Consider the following 26,462-nt stretch of genomic DNA (forward strand, 5'->3'; position numbering starts at 1 on the left):
CCTCAGACGGGCAGCGGGCGGCGCGTCTCGTGCTTCCAGAAGCCCGAGAACGTGATCCGCGACTTCGGCAGCCCGGCCCGGTGCAGGTGGCGGCGCCCTTCGGTCGCGAGCCTGGACTCCCCCACGACGAAGGCGTAGCCCTGGTCGTCGGTCGGCACGTGCCGCCGCAGCTCGGCCAGCGCGCCGCGGCCGGGAACCGGGTGCCCGTCACCGACCTGCTCGCGCACCACCCAGGTCACCGCGACACCGGCTGGGGCGTCGAGCTCGCGGACGTCCGCGGCGGTCGGGACCTCCTGGATGATCCGTCCGACGACATCCCGCGGTAGCGACCTGGCGATGCCGGCGACGGCAGGCAGGCCGGTCTCCTCGGCGACGACGATGACCTCGCTCGCGTCGTCGGGGCAGTCGAAGATCCGACCCTGGTCGAGCAGGGCCAGCTGGTCGCCGGGCCGTGCAGCGCACGCCCAGACCGCAGCGGCGCCCTCGAGCTCCCCGGCCGCGTTCGTGTGCACGACGAAGTCGACATCCAGCTCGGCGGAGCCGTCGTCGAGGACACGGAAGCCGGCGACCGTGTAGTTGGCGCAGTGTGGGCGCTCGGCCGCCGGGACCGCGAGGTAGGGCTGGTACCAGTCCCGCCCGCCGATCTCCGGCAGCGAGAGGTCCGGCTGGTGCGGCAACGGGACGAAGAGGCGGAACCAGTGGTCGTAGCCGGCGAAGCCGAACTCGTGCAGGTCGGGCCCGCCGACGCTCACCCGGTGCATCGACGGCGTGTACCGCCCCGCGCGAAGGACACGGGCCCGGAAGAGCCGTGGGTGCGTCGGCATCAGACGCGGGAGGTTCGCCATCAGGGAAGGCTAACCTAAGATGTCCGCCGTGCCAGTCCCCACCGCTCGGGCCCGACCCTGGACCCCCGCCTCCCCGGCCGCGCCCCCGGCCGACGCCGTCGGCCTGCACCGGTCCGCGCGCCGACGCCGGCTCGCGGTCGTCGTCGGGCTCGTGGCCGTCCTGCTGGTCGCGGTCGTCGCGAGCCTGCTCCTCGGCAGCAACCCCCTCGGGGTCGGCCAGGTGATCGAGGGGCTGCTGCGTACCGGGTCGAGCACCGACGCGGCGGTCGTCTGGGGCTCCCGGGTGCCGCGGACGCTCATCGGGGCGGCGGTGGGAGCGGCACTCGGCGTCGCGGGGCTCCTGATGCAGGGCCACACCCGCAACCCGCTCGCCGACCCCGGCCTCTTCGGCGTGTCGGCCGGAGCCGGCCTGGCGGTGGTCCTCGGCGTGTACGTCTTCGGCGTCACCGGGACCGGCGCCACCGTCTGGCTGGCGCTCGCCGGCGCCCTCGCGGCGAGCGTCGTCGTCTTCTCGGTGACGATCGCCGGCAGCGGGACGGCCAGCCCCGTGCCGCTCGCGCTGGCCGGCGCCGCCGTCTCCGCGCTGCTCGGCGCGCTGACGTCGTTCGTGGTCCTCACCGACCAGGACTCCCTCAGCGCCTACCGCCTCTGGGTGGTGGGGTCGATGGCCGCACGCCAGCTCGACGTGCTCGCTGCCGTCTGGCCCTTCCTGCTCGCCGGGCTCGCACTGGCGGTGTGGAACATCCGCGCCCTCGACGCGCTGGGCCTCGGCTCCGAGCTCGCGAGGGGTCTCGGCGAGAACCTCGTCGCCGCCCGGCTGGTCGGGCTCGGCGCGATCACGCTGCTCGCCGCCGGCGCGACCGCGGCCGCCGGGCCGATCGGCTTCGTCGGCCTGACCGTGCCGCACGTGGCCCGGGCCCTGGTCGGTACGGGGCACCGCTGGGCCCTGCCGGTGTCCGCCCTGGTGGGCGCGTCTCTGGTGCTGGGCGCCGACGTCCTCGGGCGGCTGGCCGGCGGGTTCTCCGAGGTCGAGGTGGGCATCGTCCTCGCCGTGGTCGGCGGCCCGGTCTTCGTGCTGATCGCCCGCCGCCGATCGCTGGTCTCCCTGTGACGGTCGAGATCGCGGCACCGGGCAGCCGGGGCGTCCGCTTCGGGCCGGTGGGCCTGGCCTGGCGGCCGCGGGTGCTCGCGGTCACCGTCGCCGCGGTCGTCCTCGCCCTGGCGCTGGTCGTGCTCGGGGTGGCGATCGGCTCGACCTTCATTGCCCCGGCCACCGTGGCGCGCTCCCTGCTGGGGCTGGGGAGCGGCCCGGAGGCCTTCATCGTCACCACGCTGCGGCTGCCTCGGGTCCTCACCGGCGCGCTCGTCGGTCTGACCCTCGGCGTCGCCGGCGCGCTCACCCAGACGTTCACCCGCAACCCGCTCGGGACGCCCGACATCATCGGCGTCACCTCCGGGGCGAGCCTCGGCGCGGTGGCGGCGATCGTCCTGGGCGGCGGCACCTACTCGGTCTCGGCCCTCGTGCTCGGTGGCGGTATCCCGGTCGCGGCGACGATCGGCGCCCTCGTGGCCGCGGTCGTGGTCTACGGCCTCGGCTGGCGCGGCGGGGTGCAGAGCTACCGGCTGGTGCTCGTCGGGATCGGGGTGAGCGCCACCCTCGACGCGGGGACGAGCTACCTGCTCGTGCGCGCGAAGATCACGCTGGCGGCGGCCGCGTCGCAGTGGCTCGTCGGCAGTCTGTCGAGCACGTCGTGGTCGAGCACCTGGCCGCTGCTGGCCGTCACGGCGGTGGCCGTCCCGATCGCCCTGGCCACGAGCGCAGCGCTCGGGATCGGCCAGCTCGGCGACGAGGTCGCCGTCGGCGTCGGGCTCGGGGTGCAACGACACCGGTTGCTGGTGATCGCCCTGGCCGTCGTGCTCACCGCGGCTGCCGTCGCGGCGGCCGGCCCGGTGGGCTTCGTGGCCTTCGTGGTGCCGCAGATCGCGCTCCGGCTCGCCGGGACCGACCGGCCACCGCTGCTGCTCGCCGGGGCGCTCGGCGCCACCCTCGTGCTCGCCGCCGACCTGCTCGCGCGCGCCGCCTTTCCCTGGCAGGTGCCCGTCGGCATCGTCACGACCGTGATCGGCGCCCCGTACCTGATCTGGCTCCTGATCCGCCACCGCAAGGAGATGTCCCGATGACCGCACCCGTGCTCGAGGCCCGTCGGCTCACGGTCGGCTACGACCGGCAGCCGGTGCTGCGCGACCTCGACCTCCGGATCGAGCGGGGGACGGTCACGACGTTCGTCGGCGCCAACGGCTGCGGCAAGTCCACCCTGCTCAAGGCGCTCGGCCGGGTGCTCCGACCCCAGGCCGGTGAGGTGCTGCTCGACGGGGTCCCGATCCGCCGGAAACCGAACCGGTCCGTGGCCCGGCGGCTGGCGATCCTGCCGCAGTCCCCGGTGGCCCCGGCGGGAACCAGCGTCTTCGACCTCGTCATGCGCGGCCGGAACCCCCACCAGTCGTGGGCGAGGCCCTGGACCGCCGAGGACGCCGCCGTGGCCGAGCACGCCATCGCCGCGACCGGCCTGACGGAGGTCGCCCACCGCGATGTGGCCACCCTGTCCGGCGGGCAGCGCCAACGCGCCTGGATCGCCCTCGTCGTCGCCCAGCAGGCCGAGACGCTGCTGCTCGACGAGCCCACGACCTACCTCGACCTGGCCCACCAGCTCGAGGTGCTGCGGCTCGTCCGGCGGCTCAACCGCGAGCAGGGGTCGAGCATCGTCCTGGTCCTGCACGACCTGACGCTGGCCGCGCGCTACTCCGACCGGCTCGTCGTGCTGCACGAGGGCCGGGCGGCCGCCGACGGGACACCGGCGCAGGTGCTCACCCCGGAGCTGTTGGCACGGGCGTTCGGCCTCCGGGCTCGCGTGCTCGCCGATCCGGTGACCGGCACCCCGATGGTGGTACCCGAAGCCGACGAGCACGACCTACCGATCCAGGCCGGATTCGCCGACGCGGAGGTATTAGGTTAGCCTCACCTAATGTGAATTCCTTGAGAAGCCGCCCTCTCGGCGCCACCCTCGTGACCGTCCTCGCCTCGGCCCTGCTGCTCACCGGTTGCTCGGGCACCGGCGGCACCGATACCTCTGACGGCACCGGCGGCGGCGCGAGCGCGTCGACCGGTGCCTGGTCCTACACCGACGCCACCGGCGCCACGGTCACGGTCGACCACCGACCCGAACGGGTCGTCGTCATCAACGACCTCGCGCTCTCGTTCGTGCAGTACGGCCTGCGCCCGGTCGGGACCTTCGGGCAGCTCGCGATGGCCAAGGACGCCCGCTTCGCCGACCTCGACACCACCGGCATCGCCCAGCTCGGCGTGGCCTACGGCGACATCGACCTGGAGCAGCTCGCCTCGCTGAAGCCCGACCTCGTGGTCACCTCCGTCTACCCGACCGACGGCAAGGGCACGCTGGACACGACCCAGCCTGGCTACGGCTTCAAGGACCAGGAGCAGCAGAAGCAGATCGAAGCCATCGCGCCCGTCGCCCAGGTCAAGTGGGGCGGCGAGGGCAAGGACGTCATCGAGCACATCGCCGACCTCGCCACGTCCCTCGGCGCGCCGAAGGCGACCATCGACGCCGCCGAGCAGCGCTTCGACACCGCCCAGGACGCGCTCGAACAGGCCGCGCAGCAGAAGGACCTGTCCGTCGTGTCGATGTACGCCGACGGCGACGGCGCCTACGTCACCCGGCCGAGCGACGAACCGGTGCTGCAGCTGTACTCCTCGGTCGGCGTCGACTTCGTCAACCCGAAGCCCAAGGGCTACTACTGGGGCATCTACTCGTGGGAGAACGCCGGCCAGATCACCGGTGACGTCCTCCTGCTGTCCCAGCAGGGCTACCAGGTGGCCGACCTGAAGAAGCAGCCGACCTTCGCCGACAACGCCGCGCTGAAGACCGGGCAGGTGCACAGCTGGACGTTCCCGGCGCTGGACTACGCCTCGCAGGCCGACTACATGACCAAGCTCGCGGGCTGGCTCGGGGACAGCCGCAAGCTCACCTCGTAAGGGCTCAGCGGGCCCGTGGCACGTCGGCCGAGACCGGGCCGGTCTTGGCCGACGGCAGCTCGCGGTAGGTGTAGGAGCAGTACGCGGTCACCCCGCAGAGGTACAGCACGCCCCAGAAGACGTGAATGCTGCGGGCGCCGGCGAACCCGAGCGCCACCTGGACGGCGACGGCGATCAGTAGCCCCAGCGGCAGGTAGAAGACCCAGCCGGGGCCGCCGCCGCGGCGGTGACCGAAGCCCAGCACCACCGCGAGCACGGTGAGCACGAGGACGGCGAACGCGTTGGTCGCGTGCGCGATCAGCAGGCCGCGGCCGCCCTCGAGGTAGCCGGAGCCGAGCCCGGCCTGCGCGATGGCGAAGGCGAAGAGCAGGGTGGACAGGATGCGGAGCTGCTTGGTCTGCACGCCCTCATCATGCCGCGTGCGGCCGGCCAGAGTTAGTCGGTGAGCTGCTCGGTCAGGATCGCCGCAGCCTGCCGCACCGTCCGGAGGCTCTGCACGGCCGCTGCCGCGGTCTGACCGGCCAGGCCGCAGGCCGGGGTCAGCACCAGCCGACCGGTCAGCAGGGCCGGGTCCAACCCGAGGGCTCGCAGCGGCACCAGGGCCCGCTGGGCGACCTGGTCGGCCGACCACGCCCGATCGGTAGGGAGGGCACCCAGGCCCAGCACGAGCCCGGCCTCCAGGGCGGCGCCCAGCACGTCCCAGTCACCGGTGGTGAGCTGGTCGAGATCGAGGGCCAGCGCGCGGACACCGGCCTGGTGCAGCAGCGCGACCGGCGTACCGGCGGCACAGCAGTGCACAGCGAGCGGCACCGACCCGAGCCGGTCGACGAGCTGGCGGTACGCGCCGCTCGCCTCGGGCAGGTCGACGACCCGGTGCCGGGAGAAGCCGCTGGCCGTCGGCACCGAACCCGCGAGCACGGCGGGCAGCAACGGCTCGTCCACCTGGACGACCAGGTCGAGGTCGGGCAGTCGGCGCTGCAGCTCCTCGGTCAGGTCGCCCAGCCCCTGGGTCAGCGACTGGCCGAGGTCACGCCGGGCTCCGGAGTCGGCGAGCACCCGGTCGCCGCGGGGACGCTCCATCGTCGCGGCCAGGGTCCAGGGTCCGGCGGCGGAGAGCTTGAACCGGCCGGCGTAGCCCTGGGCCAGCTCTTCGAGCAGGTCGAGATCGGAACGCAGGGTCGACCTGGCCACCCGGTGCTCGCGGCTGGAGCCGTCGGTGAGCCGCCAGCCGGCCGGCTGCAGGTCGACCGACAGCCCCGCCAGCAGGGCCGTGGTCCGCCCGACCAGCTGCCCGTGCGGTCCGCGACCGGGCAGCTCGGGCAGGTACGGCAGCTCAGGGGCCTCGCCAAAGGCGATGGCGATGGCGTCGGCCATGTCGGTGCCCGGCCACGAACCGATGCCGGTGCTGAGGACGTGGTCCGCTAGCAACGCGGTCACGGCTGGGTGGCCGCGATGGTGGCGCTGCCGACCACCCGGCTGCCGTCGTAGAGGACGGCGGCCTGGCCGGGCGCGACGCCCGCGGCGGCCTCGTCCAGCTGCAGCTCGACCCGGTCGGACTCGATCAGGGCCGACGCGGCCAGCGCAGCCCCGTGCGCCCGGACCTGGACGTGCCCGCGCCACGGGCCGGGCACGACGGGCCCGGCCCAGCGGGGACGCCGGCCCTCGATCCGACGGACGGCCAGCGCCTCGTGCGGGCCGACGGTGACCGTGTTGTCGACCGGGGAGATGTCCAGCACGTAGCGCGGCCGGCCGTCCGCGGCCGGGACGCCGAGCCGGAGGCCGCGCCGCTGGCCGACCGTGAAGTGATGACTGCCCTCGTGCGCCCCGACCGGCTCTCCCGCCTGGTCGACCACGACGCCTGGCCGAGACCCCAGGTGCCGGTCGAGGAAGCCGGCGGTGTCGCCGTCGGGGATGAAGCAGATGTCGTGGCTGTCCGGCTTGTCGGCGACCAGCAGGCCACGTCGCTGCGCCTCGGCCCGCACCTCGGACTTGAGCGAGCCGCCGACGGGAAAGAGTGAGCGCGCCAGCTGGGCGCCGTCGAGGACACCGAGGACGTAGGACTGGTCCTTGCCCGCGTCCAGCGCCCGGTGCAGCTCGACCCTTCCGACCGTGGCCACCAGGGTGGCGTAGTGACCGGTGCACACCGCGTCGAAGCCGAGCGCGACGCCGCGGTCCAGGACGGCGGAGAACTTGATCTTCTCGTTGCAGCGCAGACAGGGGTTCGGGGTGCGCCCGGCGGCGTACTCGGCCACGAAGTCCTCCACCACGTCGGCGGCGAACCGGTCGGAGAGGTCCCAGACGTAGAACGGGATGCCCAGCCGGTCGGCGGCCCGCCGCGCGTCATGGGCGTCCTCCTTCGAGCAGCAGCCCCGGGCGCCGGAACGGAAGGACTGCGGGTTCTTCGACAGCGCCAGATGCACGCCGGTCACGTCGTGCCCGGCGTCCACGGCGCGCGCCGCCGCGACGGCGGAGTCGACGCCACCAGACATCGCAGCCAGGACTCTCATGCGGGCCATTCTCGCAGGCTCAGACGAACGCGGCCGCGGCCCGAGCCCGGCTGACCGCCTCGGGCAGGGCGGCCAGCAGCGCGCGCACGTCGGCCCGGCTGGAGCTGTGACCGAGGGAGAAGCGGAGCGCCGAGCGGGCCGCGGTCTCCTCGACGCCCATCGCGGTCAGCACGTGGCTGGGCTGGGCCACCCCGGCGGAGCAGGCGGAGCCGGCCGAGCAGTCGATGCCCGCGGCGTCCAGCAGCATCAGCACCGAGTCCGCGGCGCAGTCGGCGAACCCCAGGTTCGTCACGCCGGGCAGCGAGTCGGCGGCGGCGAGGGTGCCGTTGAGACGAGCACCCGGGACCGCGGCCAGCACCCCGTCGACCAGCTCGGCGCGCAGCGCCCGCAGCCGCGCCTCCTCGGCCACCAGACCGGCCACCGCCACCTCGACGGCCGCCGCGAACGCCGCGATCGCCGCGACGTCCAGGGTGCCGGAGCGGACGTCGCGCTCCTGCCCGCCGCCGTGCTGGACGGCGGTGAGCGCGGTCGAGCGCCGGGCCAGCAGGGCGCCCACCCCGTACGGGCCGCCGAGCTTGTGGCCGGTGAAGGTCATCAGGTCCAGGCCACTGGCGGCGAAGTCGAGCGGCACGTGGCCGACGGCCTGGACGGCGTCGCTGTGCGAGACGGCCCCCACGGCCGTGGCCAGCCGAGCCACCTCGGCCACCGGCTGCCGGGTGCCGACCTCGTTGTTGGCCGCCATCACCGAGACGACGGCGGTGCGCTCGTCGACGAGTCTCTCGGCGGCGGCCAGGTCCAGCCGCCCCATGACGTCGACGGGCAGCAGGTCCAGCTCGGCGCCCTCGGCCGCAGCCAGCCAGCTCGCGGAGTCGAGGACGGCGTGGTGCTCGACCGCGCTGACCACGACCCGGTTCCTGCGGCCGTCGCGGCGGCTCCAGTAGCCGCCCTTGACGGCGAGGTTGTCGCTTTCGGTGCCGCCGGAGGTGAAGATCAGCTCGGCCGGACGGGCCCCGACGCGGTCCGCGATGAGCTCACGCGAGTCCTCGACGACGCGCCGGGCGGCCCGTCCCGAGCCGTGCAGTGCGGACGCGTTGCCGACCCGGGTCAGCTCACGGGTCATCGCCTCGACGGCGGCCGGCACCATCGGCGTGGTGGCAGCGTGGTCCAGGTAGACGCGGGACGCGCGGGGAACGGACACGCCAGGCAGCGTACTCAGCGTCAGGAACGACGCCTGGCCACCTCGGCCGCGACGGCGGGCAGCACGGTGTGCAGGTCACCCACCACGCCGAGGTCGGCGAGGGCGAAGATCGGGGCCTCGGCGTCCTTGTTCACCGCGACGATGGCCTTGGAGGTCTGCATGCCCGCCCGGTGCTGGATGGCTCCGGAGATGCCGGCGGCGATGTAGAGCTGCGGCGAGACGGTCTTGCCGGTCTGGCCCACCTGGTAGGCGTGGGGGTACCAGCCGGAGTCCACGGCCGCCCGTGAGGCGCCGACAGCCGCACCCAGGCTGTCGGCCAGCTGCTCGACCTCGTCGAAGTTGCCTCCGGTGCCACGGCCGCCGGACACCACGACGGCCGCCTCGCTCAGCTCGGGCCGGCCGCTGGCCTGCTTCGGCTCGACGGCGACGATGCGGGCGCCCTTGGCCTGGTCGGAGATCGTGACCGCGAAGCTCTCGACGGCCGGCGTGGCTGCCGCGGGCTCGGGCGTGACCGCGTTCGGCTTCACCGTGATGACGGGGACGCCCTGGGTCACCGACGCGTGCACGGCGTAGCTGCCGGCAAAGACGCTCTGGGTGGTCGAGCCGTCGGCCGCGACGTCGATGGCGTCGGTGATGAGGCCGGAGCCGAGCTTGACCGCGAGCCGGGCCGCGACCTCCTTGCCCTCCGCGCCGGAGGTGACCAGCACCGCGGCCGGCGTGGTGGTGGCGGCGATCTGCGCGAGCGCCTCGGCCTTCGGGGCGACGAGGTAGTCGGTGACGGCCGGGTCGGTCACGGTCAGCACCCGGGTGGCGCCGTACTCGCCCAGCCTCGCGGCGACCGCGCCGGTCGCCTCGCCGAAGACGACGACCACGGGGTCACCGATCCTCCCGGCCAGGGTCAGCAGCTCGAGGGTCGGCTTGCCGACGGCACCGTCGACGAGGTCGGCGACGACGAGGACCTGGGACATGAGGTGCTCCTGCTTCTTCGGTGAACTCGGACTTGTCGACGGCTCAGACGTACTTGCCGGCGGTGAGGAACTCCACGAGGGCGACCGAGCCGGCGCCGCCGTCGTCGGTGACGATCTGCCCGGCCTGCTTCGGCGGCCGCGGCTGGGCCTCCAGCACGGTGGTCCAGGCGGCGCCCAGGCCCACGCCGGCCGGGTCGACGCCGAGGTCGGCCAGGTCCCAGGTCTCGACCGGCTTCTTCTTGGCGGCCAGGATGCCGCGCATGGAGGGGTAGCGGGCCTCTCCGGACTGGTCGGTGACGCTGACGACGGCGGGCAGGGCTGCCTCGACGACCAGGGTGGCCGTGTCGCCGTCCCGGCGGATCCGGACGCCTCCCTCGACCAGCTCGAGCGTCGCCCCGAAGGTCACGGCCGGCCAGCCCAGACGCTCGGCGACCATGGCGGGGACGACGCCGCCGCTGCCGTCGGTGGAGGCCATGCCGCACAGGACCAGGTCGGGCGCGGCCTTCGCGACGGCCGCGGCCAGGATCGTGCTGGTCCCGAGGTAGTCGGTGCCGTGCACGGCGTCGTCGGTGACCCGGATGCCGCTGGTCGCGCCCATCTGCAGGGCCCGCTTGATCGCGTCGGCGGCGGCGTCGGGGCCGAGGGTCAGCGCGACCACCTCGACGTCACCGTCGGCATCGTCGGCGTCGTCGGCGATCCGCAGCGCCTGCTCGAGGGCGTACTCGTCGAGCTCGGACAGCAGGCCGTCGCTAGCGCCGCGGTCGAGGGTGCCGTCGGCGGCGAAGGTGCGCTCTCCGGAGGCGTCGGGCACGTACTTGACCAGGACGACGATCTTCATGGGCCGTATATTACTCACGAGTAACAAGCGGCGGGAAGCAACGAGGCGGCCTGGTTCGGCCGGGGCTCAGGCCGGCAGCCAGAGATCGGCCTCCGAGGCTGCCAGGCACCGGTTGCAGCGGCCGAGCAGGCCCGACCAGCCCAGGGCGCGGAGGGCGGCGGCAACCTGCGCGGCCACCAGGCACGGGTGGTCGAGGACGTCGAACCAGCCGTAGCGCAGGGTCGCCACCGCCGCGAGGACGAAGCGGTTGTCCTCGCGGAGGTAGTTGATCTCCAGCGACGACTCGGCCCCGGCCTCGACGTCTCCGAGCAGCTGCTTCAGCTGGCGGCGCCGAGGGTGCCGGGCTCGCAGCTCCAGGGCCGCCGCCAGCCGGGCCGGTCGCGTCCGGCGCTGCTGGACGGCGGTGGTCACGAGGGCGACGACCTCGCCTCGGTGCTGGCCGCACAGAGGTCGAGGACGGTGTCCTCCACGCTCAACCGTGGCGGGGAGCCGACCGAGGGGCCACGGATGCCTGGCTGGTCCTGCAGGAACAGCCAGTTGTCCGACCGCGTCCGCGAGCCGTGCGGGCGCACCAGGACGTCGAGGGGCCGCGGCGGCTCGAGGACGAGATGGTGCAGGTGTGCGGACGCGGACGGTCCCAGTCGGGCTCCGTCACCACCCTTCAGCACGCCGGCCCACGCGAGGGCTTCCCACTCGGGTGACACATCCGCGGTGCGGAAGATCCCCGCGGCCAGGCGTCGCCAGCGCTCCTCGCGCACCAGCCGGGTCAGCACGTGGTCGCTCATGCCCAGCCCGCGAGCCTGCTCGCGAGTCACCACCCCGGCCTGCAGGACGGACAGCCGCTGGATCGACTCCGGAACGCGTCGGCGAGGATGCACCCGATGATCGTGAGCCGCCGCAGCAGTCATCTGGGAGCCTCGCGGAAGGCTGTGGATGACGGCGAGTCGGCCGGCCGGCCTGTGGACAAGCAGACGGAAGTGAATCCTCACGCGACTACGCGTGAGGATCCACTTGCGTATGGCTCGGGAGCTGCTCCGGCGCTAGCGGCCGGCGAACCTCGCCTGACCCGGGCCGTGCTCGAGGAACGAGCGCATCCCGATGGCCTGGTCCTCGGTGGCGAACAGGGCGGCGAACTGCATCCGCTCCAGCTGCAGCCCCGTCTCCAGGTCCACGTCGCCCCCGCGGTCGACGCACTCCTTGGCGGCCCGGAGCGCCAGGGCCGGGCCGCCGACGAACTGACGCGCCCAGGCCAGGGCCGTGGGCAGCACGTCCTCGGCGGCGACCATCTGGTCGACCAGCCCGATGGCGAGGGCCTCGGCCGCCCCGACGAAGCGGCCGGTGAAGATCAGGTCCTTGGCCCGGCTGGGGCCGACCAGCCGGGTGAGCCGCTGGGTGCCGCCGGCGCCGGGGATGATGCCCAGCAGGATCTCGGGTTGCCCGAGAGTCGCGTCGACCGCCGCGATCCGGACGTCCGCGCAGAGGGCCAGCTCGCAGCCCCCGCCCAGCGCGTAGCCGTTGACCGCGGCGACGACGGGCTTCGGGATCCGCGAGACCGCGGTGAAGGCGTCCTGCAGGGCGGAGGACCGCGCAACCATCTCCGGGTAGCCCAGCCCGGCCATCTCGTGGATGTCCGCGCCGGCGGCGAACACCCGTTCGCCCCCGCTCAGTACGACGGCGGCGATGTCGTCCCGTTCGCCGCACTCTGCCGCGGCAAGACCGATCCGGCGCTGCAGGTCGGCATTCAGCGCGTTCACCTTCGGCCGGTCCAGCCGCAGGACGGCCACCCCGTCCTCGACCTCGAGGCGGACAGGCTCGCGGGCCGCTGCGTCGTCGCTCATGGCCCGACCCTAAGCCCGGGCGTCATGCTGGCCGGTAGCCGCGGACCACGGTTGTCGGTCGAGCCGATTTGCGCCGTCCGGTCGGCAAGCAGGACCGCTTCCGGTTACGCTCTGCCCGGGCAGACATCGATGTCACCCCCGGCCCGGCCGGTGCGACTGCACCGGTCACACGACCCGAGAGCTTGCGACCATGACCACCACGGCACTGCCCGTACCGGCCGACACGTCCCTGCTCGGCGCGCACGTCCGCGACAGCGGGACCACGTTCGGACTCTGGGCGCCGCGGGCGACCCGGGTCGAGCTGGCCCTCGTGGACGAGGACCGGCAGCAGACCAACCACGACCTCGCGCTCGGCCGCGACGGCGTGTGGAGCGTGCACGTCCCCGGCGTCGGCGCCGAGCAGCGCTACGGCTACCGGGTGCACGGGGAGTGGGACCCCACCGCAGGCACCCGGTTCAACCCGGCGAAGCTGTTGCTGGACCCGTACGCCCGCGCGGTCACCGGCGGGGTCGACTACTCCGGCCCGATCCTGGACCACACGCCGGAGTCGAACTACGTCCCCGACACCCTCGACTCCTTCGCCGCCGTCCCGCTGAGCGTGGTGGTCGCCGACTCCCCCGCGCCCCGACCGATCGCCGACCGGGTCCCGCTGGCCGACTCGGTGATCTATGAGCTGCACGTGAAGGGCTTCACCCGGCTGCACCCCGCCGTGCCGGAGCACCTGCGGGGCAGCTACGCGGGGCTGGCCTACCCGGCCGTCGTGCAGCACCTGGTGGATCTCGGCGTGACGGCGGTCGAGCTGCTGCCGGTGCACCAGTTCGTCTCCGAACCGTTCCTGATCGGTCGTGGGCTCTCCAACTACTGGGGCTACAACACCCTCGGCTACTTCGCCCCCCACTCGGCCTACGGCTCGGTCGGGACGCTGGGCCAGCAGGTCCGCGAGTTCAAGGAGATGGTCTCGACCCTGCACGACGCGGGCATCGAGGTGATCCTCGACGTGGTCTACAACCACACCGGCGAGGGCGGCCACGAGGGCCCGACGCTGGCCTTCCGGGGCCTGGACCACCTCGGGTACTACCGGCTGACCGCCGACCAGCGCAACGACTACGACGTCACCGGCTGCGGCAACTCCGTGGACACCTCCGAGCCGGGCGTGCTGCGGCTGGTGCTGGACTCGCTGCGCTACTGGGTGACCGAGATGGGCGTCGACGGCTTCCGCTTCGACCTGGTCACCACGCTGCTGCGCGACGAGCGGCACCACGTCGACCAGGAGCACCCGTTCAAGGTCGCGGTCCGCGAGGACCCGGTGCTCAGCCAGGTGAAGATGATCGCCGAGCCCTGGGACATGGGGCCCTACGGCTACCAGGTGGGCGCCTTCGGCGACGGCTGGAGTGAGTGGAACGACCGCTTCCGCAACTACGTCCGCGACTTCTGGCGCGGCAACACCCACGGCGTCTCCGAGCTGGGCCAGCGTCTGGTCGGCTCCCCCGACATCTTCGCCGAGCGCGCGCCGCAGGCCAGCGTCAACTTCATCACCGCCCACGACGGCTTCACGCTGCGCGACCTGGTGACCTACAACGTCAAGCACAACGGCGCCAACGGGGAGTCCAACCGTGACGGCACCGAGGACAACCGCTCGTGGAACTGTGGCGTCGAGGGCGACAGCGGCGACGGCCACGTCGTCGGCCTGCGGCACCGGCAGACCGCCAACATGATGGCGACCCTCTTGCTCGCGGCCGGCGTGCCGATGATCACCGCCGGCGACGAGCTGGGCCGGACCCAGGGCGGCAACAACAACGCCTACTGCCAGGACTCACCGCTCTCGTGGGTGCACTGGGACACGGTCCACGACTGGGCCGACCTGACCGACCTGAGCCGGCGGCTGCTGCAGCTGCGGGCCGAGCACCCGGTGCTGCGCCGGACCGCCTACCGGCACGGCCAGGAGCTGCTCGACGCGGCCGGACGACCGAACGGGCGCAAGAACCTGGCGTGGTTCGGGGGCCACAGCAGCGAGATGACCGAGGACGACTGGAGCGACGGGACCCGCCGGACGTTGGGGGTCTACCTGGCCGACGACGACCCCGACCGCAGCTCCGACGACGCGCTCCTGATCTGGCTCCACGGCGGCTCGGACGCCGTCCAGGTCGACCTGCCGGGCGGCTGCTGGGGCCACACCTACTCCGTGGTCGCCCACACGGGAGCCGAGGGCGAGCTGCCGACGGACAAGCTCGCCGCCGGCAGCCACCTCGAGATCCCCGGCCGCACGGTCGTGGTGCTGCAGGTCGACTGAGGCGCGGTGAACCTCCGGACCCGGCTGCTGGTGGGCGCGGTGCAGCTCTTGCCGCGACCCGACCCCCCGACGGCCGCGTACCTGGTCGGCGCCCGGCGTGAGCTGCCCCGGCCGCTGGCCCGGGTGGTGCTGGGGCCGGTCGGTCGCAGCATCGACATCGACGACCTCTCCGTCCCCGTGCCCTCCTCGGTGGGCGAGCCGGCTCGGCTCCGGATCCGGCTCTACCGGGCCGCCGGTACCGAGGGCGCGACGCCGCTGGTGGTCAACTTCCACGGCGGCGGCTTCGTCCTCGGTAACCTCACCGCAGCCGACTGGCTCTGCGGCAACCTCGCCGCCCGGGCGCCCGTGACGGTCGCGTCGATCGAGTACCGGCTGGCGCCCGAGCACCCGGCGCCGATCCCGTTCGAGGACTGCTGGGCGGCGACGCAGTGGCTGGTGGAGCACGCCGCGGGGCTGGGCGCCGACCGCGAGCAGGTCTCGGTGATGGGCGAGAGCGCCGGCGGCAGCCTCGCGGCTCTGGTCGCCCTGGCCGGCCGGAACCGGGCGCGCGCCGACCCGTCCTGGCCGGTGCTACGGCACCAGCTGCTGCTCTACCCCTCCACCGACCTCACGCTGGCCTCGCCGTCGGTCACGGAGCTGCCGGACGCCCCGCTGCTGCCGCGGACCACGATGGACTGGTTCGGACGCTGCTACATGCCCCAGGGCCTGCCCCACTCGATCGCCGCCGACGACCCGCGGGTGAGCCCGCTGCATGCCTCCGACCACTCGGACCTGCCCCCGACGCTGGTGGTCGCCGCCGGACAGGACCCGCTGCGCGACGATGCCCTCCGCTACGCCGACGCTCTCGAGGGCGCCGGCGTCCGGGTTCGCCGGGTGGTCTACCCCGACGCCATCCACGGCTTCGCCTCCATCCCCCTCTTCGAGCCCGCCGCCAAGGCAGCGCTGTCCGAGATCGTCGCCGAGCTCAGCCACAGCTCCTGAAAGTCGACCACGACCGGATCGCGCGCCTCCGTCGAAAGGAGGAGCCGGTGAACACGTTCTTCGTTCACCGGCGACGACGTCGACGGAGGGCTGGAGCGCGATCCGCAGCCGAGCGGAGCGAGGCAGTCAGATACGGCGTAGCCGCTGGATGTTCAGCCCGTCGTCGTCGAGCAGCTCGGGGATCCGGGCGACGAACTGCCGCAGGTGCGGGGCGTCGAGGTGAGCGTCGAGGGCGTCGCCAGACTCCCAGTTCTCGTAGAAGTAGAAGAGACCCGGGTCGCTGGTCGACTCGTGCAGGTCGTAGTTGACGTATCCGGCTTCCTGCGTCGTCGGCTCGACCAGCGCCTCGAACGCGGAGCGGAGCTCATCTTCTCGACCGGGCCTTGCACGCATGAAGGCGACGACGGTCAGCGGGTCGGGACGGGAGTCGGTCGGGGTGGTCACGGGCTTTTCCTCGAGACATCGGCGTATCAGGGAGCGACCGGGCCGGGCTCAGCCGCGGTTCCATGACTACCACGGTGGACACGACGTGGGGGCGGCACCGGCTACATTCCAGGCCATGGCCAACGAGGGCACCAGCACCGGGGAGTCGAGCGTTCGCCGGGAGGCAGCGACGCGGATGGCCGAGGCGGCGGCCGCCTGGCTGGACAGCCTCGACGAGGTGCAGCGACGAACCGCCCGCGGAGCTGTCCCCGCCGACGACGCCAGCGACACCGAACGCCGCCGCTGGTTCTACACCCCGACCGACCACGGCGGCCTCACGGTGCACCAGCAGCGCCCGGCGCAGCAGCAGGCGGCGATGCGCCTGGTCAGTACCGGTCTCTCCCGTCCCGCCTACGTGACGGCGGCGACGATCATGGGGCTGGAGAACGTGCTCGACCAGCTCGAGGGCTTCGTCACCCGCTTCGACCGCGAGCGCGGCCGCGACCCGGGCCAGTACTATCTGCGGGTCTTCGGAGAGCCGGGCGGCACCCGGCCCTGGGGCTGGCGCTTCGGCGGCCACCACGTCTCGTTGAACAACCTGGTGGCGGACGGTGAGCTGGTGGCGACGACCCCGTGCTTCCTGGGTGCCGACCCGGCGACCTCGCCGCTGCTGGGCGGCGCGACGAGCCGGCCGCTGGGTCGGGTCGAGGACCTGGCCCGCGACCTGGTCCGCTCCCTCGGCACCGACCTCATGGCACGGGCACTGCTGCTCCCGCGGGCGCCGTCGGACTTCGTCACCGCGAACCGGACGGTGCTGGCCGAGGGCGACCAGGTCATCCCGCTCTCCGGCGTCTGGCGAGACGAACGGTTTGCCGACCCCGTCGAACAGGCGAAGCTGCAGGCGCTGAGCGACCGGATCGACGAGGCGGCCGGGCTGACCGAGCACGACCACCGGACGGTCGCCTACTCCCTCGCCCCGAAGGGCGTCCCGGCCGCGCACCTCGACGCCGAGCAGCGCGGCCTGCTGCAGGCCCTGCTGGGCACCTACCTGGACCGGGCTCCGGCCGGGCTCTCGCCGCTGGCGACCTACGCCGACGACGCCGTCCTCGACACGGTGCACTTCGCCTGGGCCGGCTCGACCGAGCCGGGTCTGCCGCACTACTACCGACTGCAGGCGCCACGGCTGCTCCTGGAGTGGGACAACACCCAGCGCGACGCCAACCACGCGCACTCGGTCTGGCGTGACCCGACCACCGACTTCGGTCTCGACGCGCTCGCCCACCACCGCGCCGCCCACCACAGCGCGTGAGCGCGTCCGAGCGGTGGTCGAGGATGCGACCATGACCTTCACCACCAGCCACATGTCGATCTCGCTCGACGGCTTCGTCGCCGGCCCCGACCAGAGCCGGGAGAACCCGCTCGGGCGAGGCGGGCTCGACCTGCACCGCTGGCACCTTCCCGGCGACGGGTCGGCGCACGAGGTGGACCAGGACTGGACGGACCGCCTGATGCGGCCCCGCGGGGCCTACATCATGGGCCGCAACATGTTCGGTCCGGTGCGTGGGGACTGGTCGACGGACCCGGACTGGCAGGGCTGGTGGGGTGACGAGCCGCCGTACCACGCGCCGGTGTTCGTGCTGACCCACTACGCCCACGACCCGGTCCCGATGGCCGGCGGCACCACCTTCTTCTTCGTGACCGACGGCATCGCCGCGGCCCTGGCCCAGGCCCGGGAGGCCGGCGACGGCGACGTCGACATCTCCGGGGGCGCCTCGGCGGTCCGTCAGGTGATGTCCGCCGGAGAGCTCGACGAGCTCTCCCTGGACATCGCCCCGGTCCTGCTGGGCCGCGGCGAGCGCCTCTTCGACGGCATCACCGGCCTCCACCTCGACGTCCTCGAGGCCGCCCACTCACCGCTGGCGACCCACGTCCGTTACGGGGTCAGCAGAACGAGGGCCTGACCACCGCAGATCACACCGGCTCAGCGCTCGGCGGGGTGGGCATGTCGGCGGGAAGCGTTGCCAGACCCATCTCGGCGGGGCTGGCGAGCTGGGGGTGGTGGGGGACGACCCGGACGGTGTAGCCGATGGCGCCGGAGCGCTTGGCCTCGACCCAGCCCTCGTAGCGGCGCAGGCCGTCGCCCACGTCGGTCCCCGTGGGGAAGGGGTTGACGTGCGGCTCCTTCAGCTGGTCGTCGGAGTCGAGCCGTCCGGTGACCAGCTGCACCTCGATGTCGTTGGGGCTCAGCTCACCGAGCCGGACCAGCGCGCTCACGTGCAGCTTCGCACCGATCTCGAGCTGGTCGCCGTCCAGGCTCTCGACGTGGTCGACCTTGACCTCGGGCCACGCGGCGCGGACACGGCGCTTCCAGCCGGCCAGGCCCTCCGCGCCAGCCCCGCCGCCGTCCACCGCATAGGCGGAGGCGGCCGCCGGTCCGTAGAGGTGGGTGACGTAGTCGCGCACCATCCGCGACGCGAGCACCTTCGGCGCGAGGCCGGCGATGGTCTCCCGGATCATCTGCACCCAGCGCTCGGGGACGCCGCCGGAGGCGTCGTAGAAGCGGGGCACGATCTCGCCCTCGATGATGTCGTACAGCGCACGGGCCTCGAGGTCGTCGCGCTGGTCGGCGTCCTCCACGCCCTCGGCCGAGGGGATCTCCCAGCCGAACGCCGGGTCGAACCACTCGTCCCACCAGCCGTCGCGGATGGACAGGTTGGCAGCGCCGTTCAGCGCGGCCTTCATGCCCGAGGTGCCGCAGGCCTCGTAGGGGCGCAGCGGGTTGTTCATCCAGACGTCGCAGCCCGGGTAGAGCGGCTTGGCCATCGAGATGTCGTAGTCGGGCAGGAAGACGATCCGGGAACGGCACTCCTCCTGGTCGGCGAACTGCACCATCTGCTGGATCAGCGCCTTGCCGCCCTCGTCGGCGGGGTGGGACTTGCCGGCGATGACGATCTGGATCGGTCGCTTCGGGTCGGTCAGCAGGGCCTTGAGCCGCTCCGGCTCGCGCAGCATCAGGGTCAGCCGCTTGTAGGAGGGCACCCGGCGGGCGAAGCCGAACGTGATCACGTCGGGGTCGAGCACGCCGTCGACCCAGTCGGTGGGCAGCCCGCGGTTGGCGCTGCTCTCGGTGAGCCGCGCCCGCGTCATGGTCACGAGCTCGGCCCGCATCCGGCGCTTGAGAGCCCAGATGGTCTTGCTGTCCACCTTCGCGAGGGCGTTCCAGTCGTACCCGTCGATCACCGACGGTGCGGTGGACCCGGTCGGGGCCTCGAGCAGCTCGAGCAGCTGGCGGTGCACCCAGGTGTGGTGGTGGACACCGTTGGTGATGGAGGTGATCGGCACCTCGCTGGTGTCGAAGGACTTCCAGAGCCCCTGGAACATCTCGCGCGAGACCTCCCCGTGCAGCAGTGAGACCCCGTTGGCGCGCTGACCGAGCCGGAAGCCCATCACGGCCATGTTGAACATGTCCGGGTCGCCGCCGGGGTAGTCCTCGCTGCCCAGCGACAGCACCCGGTCCAGCGGCACCTCGTCGAAGCCGCCGAACTGCTCGGTCATCAAGGAGTGCGGGAAGCGGTCGATGCCCGCGGGCACCGGGGTGTGGGTGGTGAAGACGGTGCCGGCGCGGCAGCGCTCGAGGGCGGCGTCGAAGTCCAGACCGTCGTTCATGTACTCCCGGATCCGTTCGAGCCCGAGGAAGCCGGCGTGGCCCTCGTTGGTGTGGAACACCTCGGGGGCGGGGGCGCCGGTCACCCGGCAGTAGGCCCGGATGGCGCGGACGCCGCCGATCCCGAGCAGCACCTCCTGGGCGAGCCGGTGGTCGGTGCCGCCGCCGTACAGCCGGTCGGTGACGTCGCGCTCGGGGCCGGCGTTGCTCTCCACGTCGGAGTCCATCAACAGCAGCGGCACCCGACCGACAGCCGCGAGCCAGACCTGCGCGTGCAGCGTGCGCCCGCCGAGGGGCACCTCGATCCGCACCGGCCCGTCCTCGTCGTGCAGCAGCGTCAACGGCAGCGCGTTCGGGTCCAGCAGCGGGTAGCGCTCCTGCTGCCAGCCGGCCGCGTTCAGCGACTGGCGGAAGTAGCCCTGCCGGTAGAGCAGGCCGACGCCGATGATGGGGACGCCGAGGTCGGAGGCGGTCTTGAGGTGGTCACCGGCGAGGATGCCGAGGCCGCCGGAGTACTGCGGCAGCACCTCCGTGATGCCGAACTCCGGGGAGAAGTAGCCGATGCCCTTGGGTGCGGTCGGGTTCTCCGCGGCGTAGGAGGAGTACCAGAGGTCGCCGGTCAGGTAGTCGGCCAGGTCGGCCTGCACCACCCGCAGGCTCTTGAGGAACTTCTTGTCCTTCGAGAGCATCTGCAGCCGCTCCCCCGGCACGTCGGCCAGCAGCCGGACCGGGTCACCCCCGCTCGCGTCCCACAGCTCCGGGTCCACCGAGCGGAAGAGGTCCTCGGTGTCGGAGTGCCAGGCCCAGCGCAGGTTGCGGGCGAGGTCGCCGAGAGGTTTGAGGACCTCGGGCAGGACGGGACGGACGGTGAACCGACGGATGGCGCGCACTCGGACAACCTAGGACATGTCCGCCCGTTCGCGCTCGCTGCTCGACAACCCCGGACCGGCGTCGCAGGAGGCGCGGCTGAACGACTGTCGGGCCGCACCGCTAGGTTGGGTCAGGTGACAGTGACCACCTCTTCCGCCGCAGGCACGCCGTTCGGCCGCATCCCTGTGACCAAGGTGTCGCCGGTGATCGAGGGGGGCGCCTACCCGGCCAAGGCCGCGGTGGGCGAAGCCATCCCCATCCGCGCCACCGTCTTCCGCGAGGGCCACGACGCCGTGAACGCCCACGTGGTGCTGACGGACCCGTCCGGGGCGGAGCGGGTGGAGCCGATGGCGCCGAGCACCCCGCTCGGCTTCGACTGGTGGGCCGCCGAGGTCACGCTGGAGACCGAGGGCGCCTGGACCTTCCGGGTCGAGGGCTGGGACGACCCGTGGGCCACCTGGGTGCACAACGCCGAGATCAAGATCCCGGCCGGGATCGACGTCGCCCTGGTCGGCACCGAGGGCAAGGCGCTCCTCGAGGCCGGCGCCCGGGCCGCGACCGAGGCGGACGACGACGAGGCCGCGACGCAGCTGCAGGACGCGCGGGCCGCGCTCGACTCCGACCAGCAGGTCGAGGACCGGCTCGAGGTGGTGCTGGCCGAGGACGTCCGCGCGGCCATGGCCACTCACGGACCCCGGCTGCTGCTCTCCCCCAGCCCGGAGTACCCCGTCTTCGTCGACCGCCGGACCGCCGTCTTCGGGTCCTGGTACGAGTTCTTCCCCCGGTCCCAGGGCGCCTCCTACGATCCCGAGACCCAGACGTGGGTCTCGGGCACCTTCGACTCCTCCTACGAGCGGGTCGAGGCGGCGGCGGCCATGGGCTTCGACGTCATCTACCTGCCCCCGATCCACCCGATCGGCACGGCGTTCCGGAAGGGCCCCAACAACACCCTGACCCCCGGCCCCGCCGACCCGGGCTCGCCCTGGGCGATCGGCAACGTCGAGGGCGGCCACGACGCCATCCACCCCGACCTCGGTGACTTCGACTCCTTCGACCGCTTCGTGGCCAAGGTGAAGTCGCACGGGATGGAGGTGGCGCTGGACTTCGCGCTCCAGGCCTCGCCCGACCACCCGTGGGTCAGCGACCACCCCGAATGGTTCTCGGCTCGGCCCGACGGCTCGATCGCGTACGCGGAGAACCCGCCGAAGAAGTACCAGGACATCTTCCCGATCAACTTCGACCGGGACAAGGAGGGCATCTACGCCGAGAGCCTGCGCCTCCTGAAGCTGTGGATGAGCCACGGCGTCCGGATCTTCCGGGTGGACAACCCGCACACCAAGCCGGTCGACTTCTGGGCGTGGCTGCTGGCCGAGGTCCGCCGCACCGACCCCGACGTCCTCTTCCTGGCCGAGGCGTTCACCAAGCCGGCGATGATGCACGCCCTGGGCAAGGCGGGCTTCCAGCAGGGCTACACCTACTTCACCTGGCGCAACGAGAAGTGGGAGCTCGAGGAGTACCTGACCGAGCTCACCGGGGAGTCCGACAGCTTCTTCCGGCCCAACTTCTTCGTCAACACCCCCGACATCCTGCCGATGTACCTCCAGACCGGCGGCCGGACGGCGTTCACGATCCGGGCGGTGCTGGCCGCGACCCTCGCGCCCACCTGGGGGGTCTACTCGGGCTTCGAGCTCTTCGAGAACGCGCCCCTGGGCCAGGGCCGCGAGGAGTACCTGGACTCGGAGAAGTTCCAGTACCGGCCGCGCGACTGGTCGGGCGCGGAGGCGAGCGGGCAGAACCTCAACCTGCTGCTCGGCACCCTCAACGCCATCCGCCGCGAGCACCCGGCGCTGCAGCAGCTGCGCAACCTGCACTTCCACCACGCGCCGAACGCCGACGTGGTCGTGTTCTCCAAGCGGGCCGGCGACGACGTGGTGCTGGTGGTGGTGAGCGTCGACCCGCTGAACACCCACGAGTCCGAGATCGTCCTGGACATGGCCGCGCTGGGTCTCGGGACCGCCGACGTCTTCCTGGTCCACGACGAGCTGACCGGGCAGACCTTCCGCTGGGGGCAGCGGGCGTTCGTCCGCCTGACGGTGGACGACCCGGCGCACATCCTGACCCTCGTCCGTCCCGGTCGGCGGAGCTCCGGGCAGCCCAGCGCCGCCCCGGCGCCCGAGGAGCAGTGACGCCGGTGCCGCCCACGACGTCTCTCGCTCCCGAGACCGCCGACCACCTGCTCGCCCACCTCTCCGCGGCCCGATGGTTCGGCGGCAAGGGCCGCCGGGCGGTGGTGATCGGCCTGACCCCGCTGCCGTGGCTCACCTCGACGGCGGAGTACCTCGACTCCGCCCACGGCCTGGCGGTCCGGCCCGAGGTGCTCGAGGTCGGCTACCCCATGGACTCCGGCTCGGGCAACGGCGGTGACCCCGGCCCGCGGGAGCTCTACCAGCTCGTCGTCGCCTACCGGCACGCGCCGCAGCCAGACCTGCAGCACGCCGAGATCGGACGTTGGACCGATCCCGAGCTCGGCGCGGTGGTGGCCTACGACGCGATGCAGGACCCGGAGGCCTCGTCGGTGGTGCTGCAGTCGCTGCTCGCCGAGCGCACCCTGCGACAGCCGGAGGCCCAGGTCGGGTTCCACCTCAGCGCGGCCGAGGGCCTGAGCGCGGACCTGCCGGCCTCGGTGTTCAAGGGCCAGCAGAGCAACACCTCGGTGATGTTCGGCGAGGTCGCCATGCTCAAGGTCTTCCGGCGGCTGGAGCTGGGCCGCAACCTGGACATCGAGGTTCACGACGCGCTGTCGCGGACTTCCATGGCTGACGTCGCCAAGCTCTACGGCTGGGTCGACGCCAGCTGGAGCCACACCGACCCCGCCACCGGCCACACCGAGACCCTCGACGCGGACCTGGCGATGGTGGTGGAGAAGCTCGCCGACGCCACCGACGGCTGGGGCCTGGCCCTGGACGTCCTCGGCCGGGGGACGAGCTTCGCCGAGCCGGCGCGGGAGCTCGGTCACGCGCTCGCCGAGACGCACGCGGCGCTGCGGACCGCCTTCCCCAGCGGTCTCCAGCCGGGCGCCGAGGTGGCCCAGGTGATGACCGACCGGCTGGGCGTCGCCGCCGCGATCGCTCCGGCTTTGGAGCCCTACGTCGCGGGGCTGCAGCACCTGTTCGCCGACCTGGGGGCGACGGAGCTGACCACCCAGCGGGTGCACGGGGACTTCCACCTCGGCCAGACCCTGCACACCCCCACGGGCTGGAAGATCATCGACTTCGAGGGCGAGCCGGCCAAGACCCTCGTCGAGCGTGCGGCCCCCGACAGCGTGTGGCGCGACATCGCCGGCATGCTGCGCTCCTTCGACTACGCGGCCGCCAGCGTTCCCGGCCCCGGGAGCCGGGAGTGGGCGCAGGAGTGCCGGACGGCCTTTCTCACCGGTTACGCGGGCGGTGAGCTGACGGCGGACGACGCCGAGACGCTGCGGGCCTACGAGGCCGACAAGGCCGTGTACGAGGTGGTCTACGAGGTGCGCAACCGACCGGAGTGGGTGGCGATCCCGCTGGGCGCCGTCGGCACGCTCGTCGGCGAGATCCAGCACGACCAGGCGCGGGACGCCGATCAGGACCAGGCGCGGGACGCCGATCAGGACCAGGCGCGGGACGCCGATCAGGACCAGGCGCGGGACGCCGATGAGGACCAGGCGCGGGACGCGACGCAGCGTCGCGGTGCGAGCAACCAGGTGAAGGAGTAGCGGGACATGGCGTTCGATCTCAGCGGTGGTCTGACGGGATGGGACCTGACCGGTTTCCACGCCGGCCACGACACCGAGTGCTGGCGCCGACTGGGCGCGGCGGAGACCACGGTCAGCGACTCCGAGCGCGGCGAGCTCACCGGCACCCGGTTCTCGGTCTGGGCCCCCAACGCGCAGACCGTGCGGCTGGTGGGCGACTTCAACCACTGGAACGGCGACTTCGGACAGATGCACCTCGTGCCGGGCTCCGGGGTCTGGGCCCTGTTCGTCGAGGGCGTGGGCACGGGGGCGCTGTACAAGTTCGAGGTGCTCGGCGTCGACGGCGTCTGGCGGCTCAAGGCCGACCCGATGGCCCGCTTCTGCGAGGCGGCGCCGCACACCGCGTCGATCGTCCACCAGTCCCAGTACCAGTGGCAGGACGACGAGTGGCTCTGGTACCGGGGCCAGAAGGCGCAGCACGCCGAGCCGGTCAGCATCTACGAGGTGCACCTGGGCTCGTGGCGGCACGGCCTGACCTACACCGAGCTGGCCACCCAGCTGGTGGAGTACGTCACCTGGCAGGGCTACACCCACGTCGAGCTAATGCCCGTCGCCGAGCACCCGTACGAGGGCTCCTGGGGCTACCACGTCACCGGCTACTTCGCGCCGGTCTCCCGGTTCGGCAGCCCTGATGAGTTCCGCCACCTCGTCGACGCGCTGCACCAGGCCGGCGTCGGGGTGATCGTGGACTGGGTCCCCGGCCACTTCGCCACCGACCCGTGGGCGCTGCAGCGCTTCGACGGCACCGCGCTCTACGAGCACGAGGACCCGAAGCTCGGCTGGCACCCCGACTGGGGCTCCTACATCTTCAACTTCGGTCGCAACGAGGTGCAGAGCTTCCTCATCTCCAACGCCTACTACTGGCTGGAGGAGTTCCACATCGACGGGCTGCGGATCGACGCCGTGGCCTCGATGCTCTACCTGGACTACTCCCGCAACGAGGGACAGTGGATCCCGAACAAGTACGGCGGCAACGAGAACCTCGAGGCCGTCTCGCTGCTGCAGCGGGTCAACCAGCACAACTACCAGCGCAAGCCCGGGATCATGATGATCGCCGAGGAGTCCACGTCCTGGCCCGGCGTCACCCGGGCGGTCGACGCGGGCGGTCTGGGCTTCGGCTTCAAGTGGAACATGGGCTGGATGAACGACTCGCTGCGCTACCTCGGCCGCGAGCCCGTCTACCGGCAGTACCACCACCACGAGATGACGTTCGCGATGGCCTACGCGTACTCGGAGAACTTCATCCTGCCGATCAGCCACGACGAGGTCGTGCACGGCAAGGGCTCGATGTTCGAGCGGGCACCCGAGGACGACTGGCGCAAGTTCGCCACGCTGCGGGCGTTCTACTCCTTCATGTGGTCCCACCCGGGCAAGCAGCTGCTCTTCATGGGCACCGAGTTCGGCCAGCGGCGGGAGTTCTCCGAGCAGCGCAGCCTGGACTGGGAGGAGTCGGGCAGCTGGGGGCACCGCGGCGTCCAGCGGCTGATCAAGGACATGAACGAGATCCAGCGGGCCAACCCGGCGCTGTACGCGGCCGACAGCGACCCGTCCGGCTTCTCCTGGATCAGCGCGGACGACCAGGGCGGCAACGTCTTCTCGTTCCTGCGTTTCGACGGCGAGGGCCAGATGATCGCCTGCGTCAGCAACTTCTCGGCCGAGCCCCGGTCGGACTACCGGATCGGGCTGCCGGCCGAAGGCATCTGGACCGAGATCTTGAACACCGACTCCGACGTCTACGACGGGTCGGGCAGGTTCGGCAACCTCGGCCAGGTGGTCGCCGGACAGGTCCCCTCCCACGGATATCCCGCGTCCGCGGCGGTCACCATCCCGCCGCTCGGCTCGGTCTGGCTGCGCTTCCTGCCGGTCACGTCGGAGGAGCAGCCCGACACCGCCTCGGTCGACCGCGGCGTCCAGGCGGCAGCGAAGCAGGCCTCACCGGCTCGAAAGAAGGCCAAGACCGCACTGGCGGCGACCGACGACTCCTCCTCGACGGCGCCGAAGCGCTCCCGCAAGCCGAAGGCGGACTCCAAGCCGTCCCAGCCGGCCGCCACGGCCGGCACCGCCTCCTCCGGTACGGCCGCCGCCACCTCGACCACCGACGACACCAGCACCCCCACCGCCTGACCCAACCCCCCGGCCCGCCCTAGCAGCCCCGGAACTCACCCGACGGTCACTTCACACCCCTGCGGTCCGCGACACAGC

At 72.5% G+C, this 26,462-nt stretch carries 23 protein-coding genes; 11 read left to right on the forward strand and 12 right to left on the reverse strand.

Annotation, left to right across the window (positions count from 1 at the left end; translation table 11 throughout):
- Positions 1-2: 2 nt before the first annotated feature.
- Positions 3-845, reverse strand: coding sequence for a siderophore-interacting protein (locus ACFE7W_RS12980; protein ID WP_375425214.1), 843 nt, complete (start codon positions 843-845; stop codon positions 3-5).
- Between the two features lie 28 nt (positions 846-873).
- Here ACFE7W_RS12980 and ACFE7W_RS12985 point away from each other — a divergent pair, with 28 nt between their 5' ends.
- From ACFE7W_RS12985 to ACFE7W_RS13000, 4 genes are read left to right on the forward strand one after another with little or no spacing between them, the layout of a single operon-like run.
- Positions 874-1,956: a FecCD family ABC transporter permease gene (locus ACFE7W_RS12985; RefSeq protein ID WP_375425215.1), complete on the forward strand. Its 1,083-nt coding sequence runs from the start codon at positions 874-876 to the stop codon at positions 1,954-1,956.
- Entirely contained in the window at positions 1,953-3,026 is a 1,074-nt protein-coding gene (locus ACFE7W_RS12990; protein WP_375425216.1) for a FecCD family ABC transporter permease, read from the forward strand. The genes ACFE7W_RS12985 and ACFE7W_RS12990 overlap by 4 nt, the downstream gene beginning before the upstream one ends.
- A complete protein-coding gene (locus tag ACFE7W_RS12995; protein WP_375425217.1) occupies positions 3,023-3,859 on the forward strand; it encodes an ABC transporter ATP-binding protein in 837 nt (278 codons plus the stop codon). The genes ACFE7W_RS12990 and ACFE7W_RS12995 overlap by 4 nt, the downstream gene beginning before the upstream one ends.
- Before the next feature lie 20 nt (positions 3,860-3,879).
- Positions 3,880-4,896, forward strand: a complete 1,017-nt coding sequence (locus tag ACFE7W_RS13000) for an ABC transporter substrate-binding protein (protein ID WP_375425218.1) — start codon at positions 3,880-3,882, stop codon at positions 4,894-4,896.
- 4 nt (positions 4,897-4,900) lie between these two features.
- Here the strand turns inward: ACFE7W_RS13000 and ACFE7W_RS13005 are convergent, their stop codons facing one another.
- The 9 genes from ACFE7W_RS13005 to ACFE7W_RS13045 all read right to left on the reverse strand — a co-directional run bounded on the left by ACFE7W_RS13005 (position 4,901) and on the right by ACFE7W_RS13045 (position 12,245).
- Positions 4,901-5,299, reverse strand: coding sequence for a hypothetical protein (locus ACFE7W_RS13005; protein ID WP_375425219.1), 399 nt, complete (start codon positions 5,297-5,299; stop codon positions 4,901-4,903).
- A gap of 32 nt (positions 5,300-5,331) precedes the next feature.
- Complete coding sequence (locus ACFE7W_RS13010) at positions 5,332-6,333, reverse strand: hypothetical protein (protein WP_375425220.1); 1,002 nt, start codon at positions 6,331-6,333, stop codon at positions 5,332-5,334.
- Positions 6,330-7,403: a tRNA 2-thiouridine(34) synthase MnmA gene (gene mnmA, locus ACFE7W_RS13015; protein ID WP_375425221.1), complete on the reverse strand. Its 1,074-nt coding sequence runs from the start codon at positions 7,401-7,403 to the stop codon at positions 6,330-6,332. The genes ACFE7W_RS13010 and mnmA overlap by 4 nt, the downstream gene beginning before the upstream one ends.
- Before the next feature lie 19 nt (positions 7,404-7,422).
- The gene (locus ACFE7W_RS13020; RefSeq protein ID WP_375425222.1) at positions 7,423-8,601 is read right to left on the reverse strand and encodes a cysteine desulfurase family protein; all 1,179 of its coding nucleotides are present in this window, start codon (positions 8,599-8,601) and stop codon (positions 7,423-7,425) included.
- Between the two features lie 20 nt (positions 8,602-8,621).
- The gene (locus tag ACFE7W_RS13025; protein WP_375425223.1) at positions 8,622-9,569 is read right to left on the reverse strand and encodes an electron transfer flavoprotein subunit alpha/FixB family protein; all 948 of its coding nucleotides are present in this window, start codon (positions 9,567-9,569) and stop codon (positions 8,622-8,624) included.
- Between the two features lie 43 nt (positions 9,570-9,612).
- Complete coding sequence (locus ACFE7W_RS13030; protein ID WP_375425224.1) at positions 9,613-10,407, reverse strand: electron transfer flavoprotein subunit beta/FixA family protein; 795 nt, start codon at positions 10,405-10,407, stop codon at positions 9,613-9,615.
- 66 nt (positions 10,408-10,473) lie between these two features.
- Positions 10,474-10,818, reverse strand: coding sequence for a hypothetical protein (locus tag ACFE7W_RS13035; RefSeq protein WP_375425225.1), 345 nt, complete (start codon positions 10,816-10,818; stop codon positions 10,474-10,476).
- Positions 10,815-11,315 carry a hypothetical protein gene (locus ACFE7W_RS13040; protein ID WP_375425226.1) on the reverse strand — a complete coding sequence of 167 codons (501 nt, stop codon included), beginning with the start codon at positions 11,313-11,315 and terminating at the stop codon, positions 10,815-10,817. The genes ACFE7W_RS13035 and ACFE7W_RS13040 overlap by 4 nt, the downstream gene beginning before the upstream one ends.
- A gap of 132 nt (positions 11,316-11,447) precedes the next feature.
- Positions 11,448-12,245: an enoyl-CoA hydratase/isomerase family protein gene (locus ACFE7W_RS13045; protein ID WP_375425227.1), complete on the reverse strand. Its 798-nt coding sequence runs from the start codon at positions 12,243-12,245 to the stop codon at positions 11,448-11,450.
- A 190-nt stretch (positions 12,246-12,435) separates the two neighbouring features.
- On the opposite strand from ACFE7W_RS13045, the gene glgX reads away from it, so the two are divergent.
- Together glgX and ACFE7W_RS13055 are read left to right on the forward strand one after the other, a co-directional pair.
- Complete coding sequence (gene glgX / locus ACFE7W_RS13050) at positions 12,436-14,535, forward strand: glycogen debranching protein GlgX (protein WP_375425228.1); 2,100 nt, start codon at positions 12,436-12,438, stop codon at positions 14,533-14,535.
- Between the two features lie 6 nt (positions 14,536-14,541).
- Positions 14,542-15,516, forward strand: coding sequence for an alpha/beta hydrolase (locus ACFE7W_RS13055; RefSeq protein ID WP_375425229.1), 975 nt, complete (start codon positions 14,542-14,544; stop codon positions 15,514-15,516).
- A 126-nt stretch (positions 15,517-15,642) separates the two neighbouring features.
- On the opposite strand, the gene ACFE7W_RS13060 is transcribed toward ACFE7W_RS13055, so the two are convergent.
- The gene (locus ACFE7W_RS13060) at positions 15,643-15,960 is read right to left on the reverse strand and encodes a putative quinol monooxygenase (RefSeq protein ID WP_375425230.1); all 318 of its coding nucleotides are present in this window, start codon (positions 15,958-15,960) and stop codon (positions 15,643-15,645) included.
- A gap of 115 nt (positions 15,961-16,075) precedes the next feature.
- Here ACFE7W_RS13060 and ACFE7W_RS13065 point away from each other — a divergent pair, with 115 nt between their 5' ends.
- Together ACFE7W_RS13065 and ACFE7W_RS13070 are read left to right on the forward strand one after the other, a co-directional pair.
- Positions 16,076-17,248, forward strand: coding sequence for a DUF3500 domain-containing protein (locus tag ACFE7W_RS13065; protein ID WP_375425231.1), 1,173 nt, complete (start codon positions 16,076-16,078; stop codon positions 17,246-17,248).
- Positions 17,249-17,279: 31 nt separating this feature from the next.
- Complete coding sequence (locus ACFE7W_RS13070) at positions 17,280-17,900, forward strand: dihydrofolate reductase family protein (RefSeq protein ID WP_375425232.1); 621 nt, start codon at positions 17,280-17,282, stop codon at positions 17,898-17,900.
- Positions 17,901-17,910: 10 nt separating this feature from the next.
- Here the strand turns inward: ACFE7W_RS13070 and glgP are convergent, their stop codons facing one another.
- Positions 17,911-20,493, reverse strand: a complete 2,583-nt coding sequence (gene glgP / locus ACFE7W_RS13075) for an alpha-glucan family phosphorylase (RefSeq protein ID WP_375425233.1) — start codon at positions 20,491-20,493, stop codon at positions 17,911-17,913.
- Between the two features lie 114 nt (positions 20,494-20,607).
- Here glgP and ACFE7W_RS13080 point away from each other — a divergent pair, with 114 nt between their 5' ends.
- From ACFE7W_RS13080 to glgB, 3 genes are read left to right on the forward strand one after another with little or no spacing between them, the layout of a single operon-like run.
- Positions 20,608-22,659, forward strand: coding sequence for an alpha-1,4-glucan--maltose-1-phosphate maltosyltransferase (locus tag ACFE7W_RS13080; RefSeq protein ID WP_375425234.1), 2,052 nt, complete (start codon positions 20,608-20,610; stop codon positions 22,657-22,659).
- Between the two features lie 5 nt (positions 22,660-22,664).
- Positions 22,665-24,221 (forward strand): aminoglycoside phosphotransferase, encoded by a 1,557-nt coding sequence (locus tag ACFE7W_RS13085; protein ID WP_375425235.1) that lies wholly within the window; start codon positions 22,665-22,667, stop codon positions 24,219-24,221.
- Positions 24,222-24,227: 6 nt separating this feature from the next.
- Entirely contained in the window at positions 24,228-26,384 is a 2,157-nt protein-coding gene (gene glgB / locus ACFE7W_RS13090; protein WP_375425236.1) for a 1,4-alpha-glucan branching protein GlgB, read from the forward strand.
- Positions 26,385-26,462 lie beyond the last annotated feature (78 nt).

Origin of the sequence: uncultured Friedmanniella sp. (assembly GCF_964244285.1) — a bacterium.
Taxonomy (GTDB): Bacteria; Actinomycetota; Actinomycetes; order Propionibacteriales; family Propionibacteriaceae; genus Microlunatus.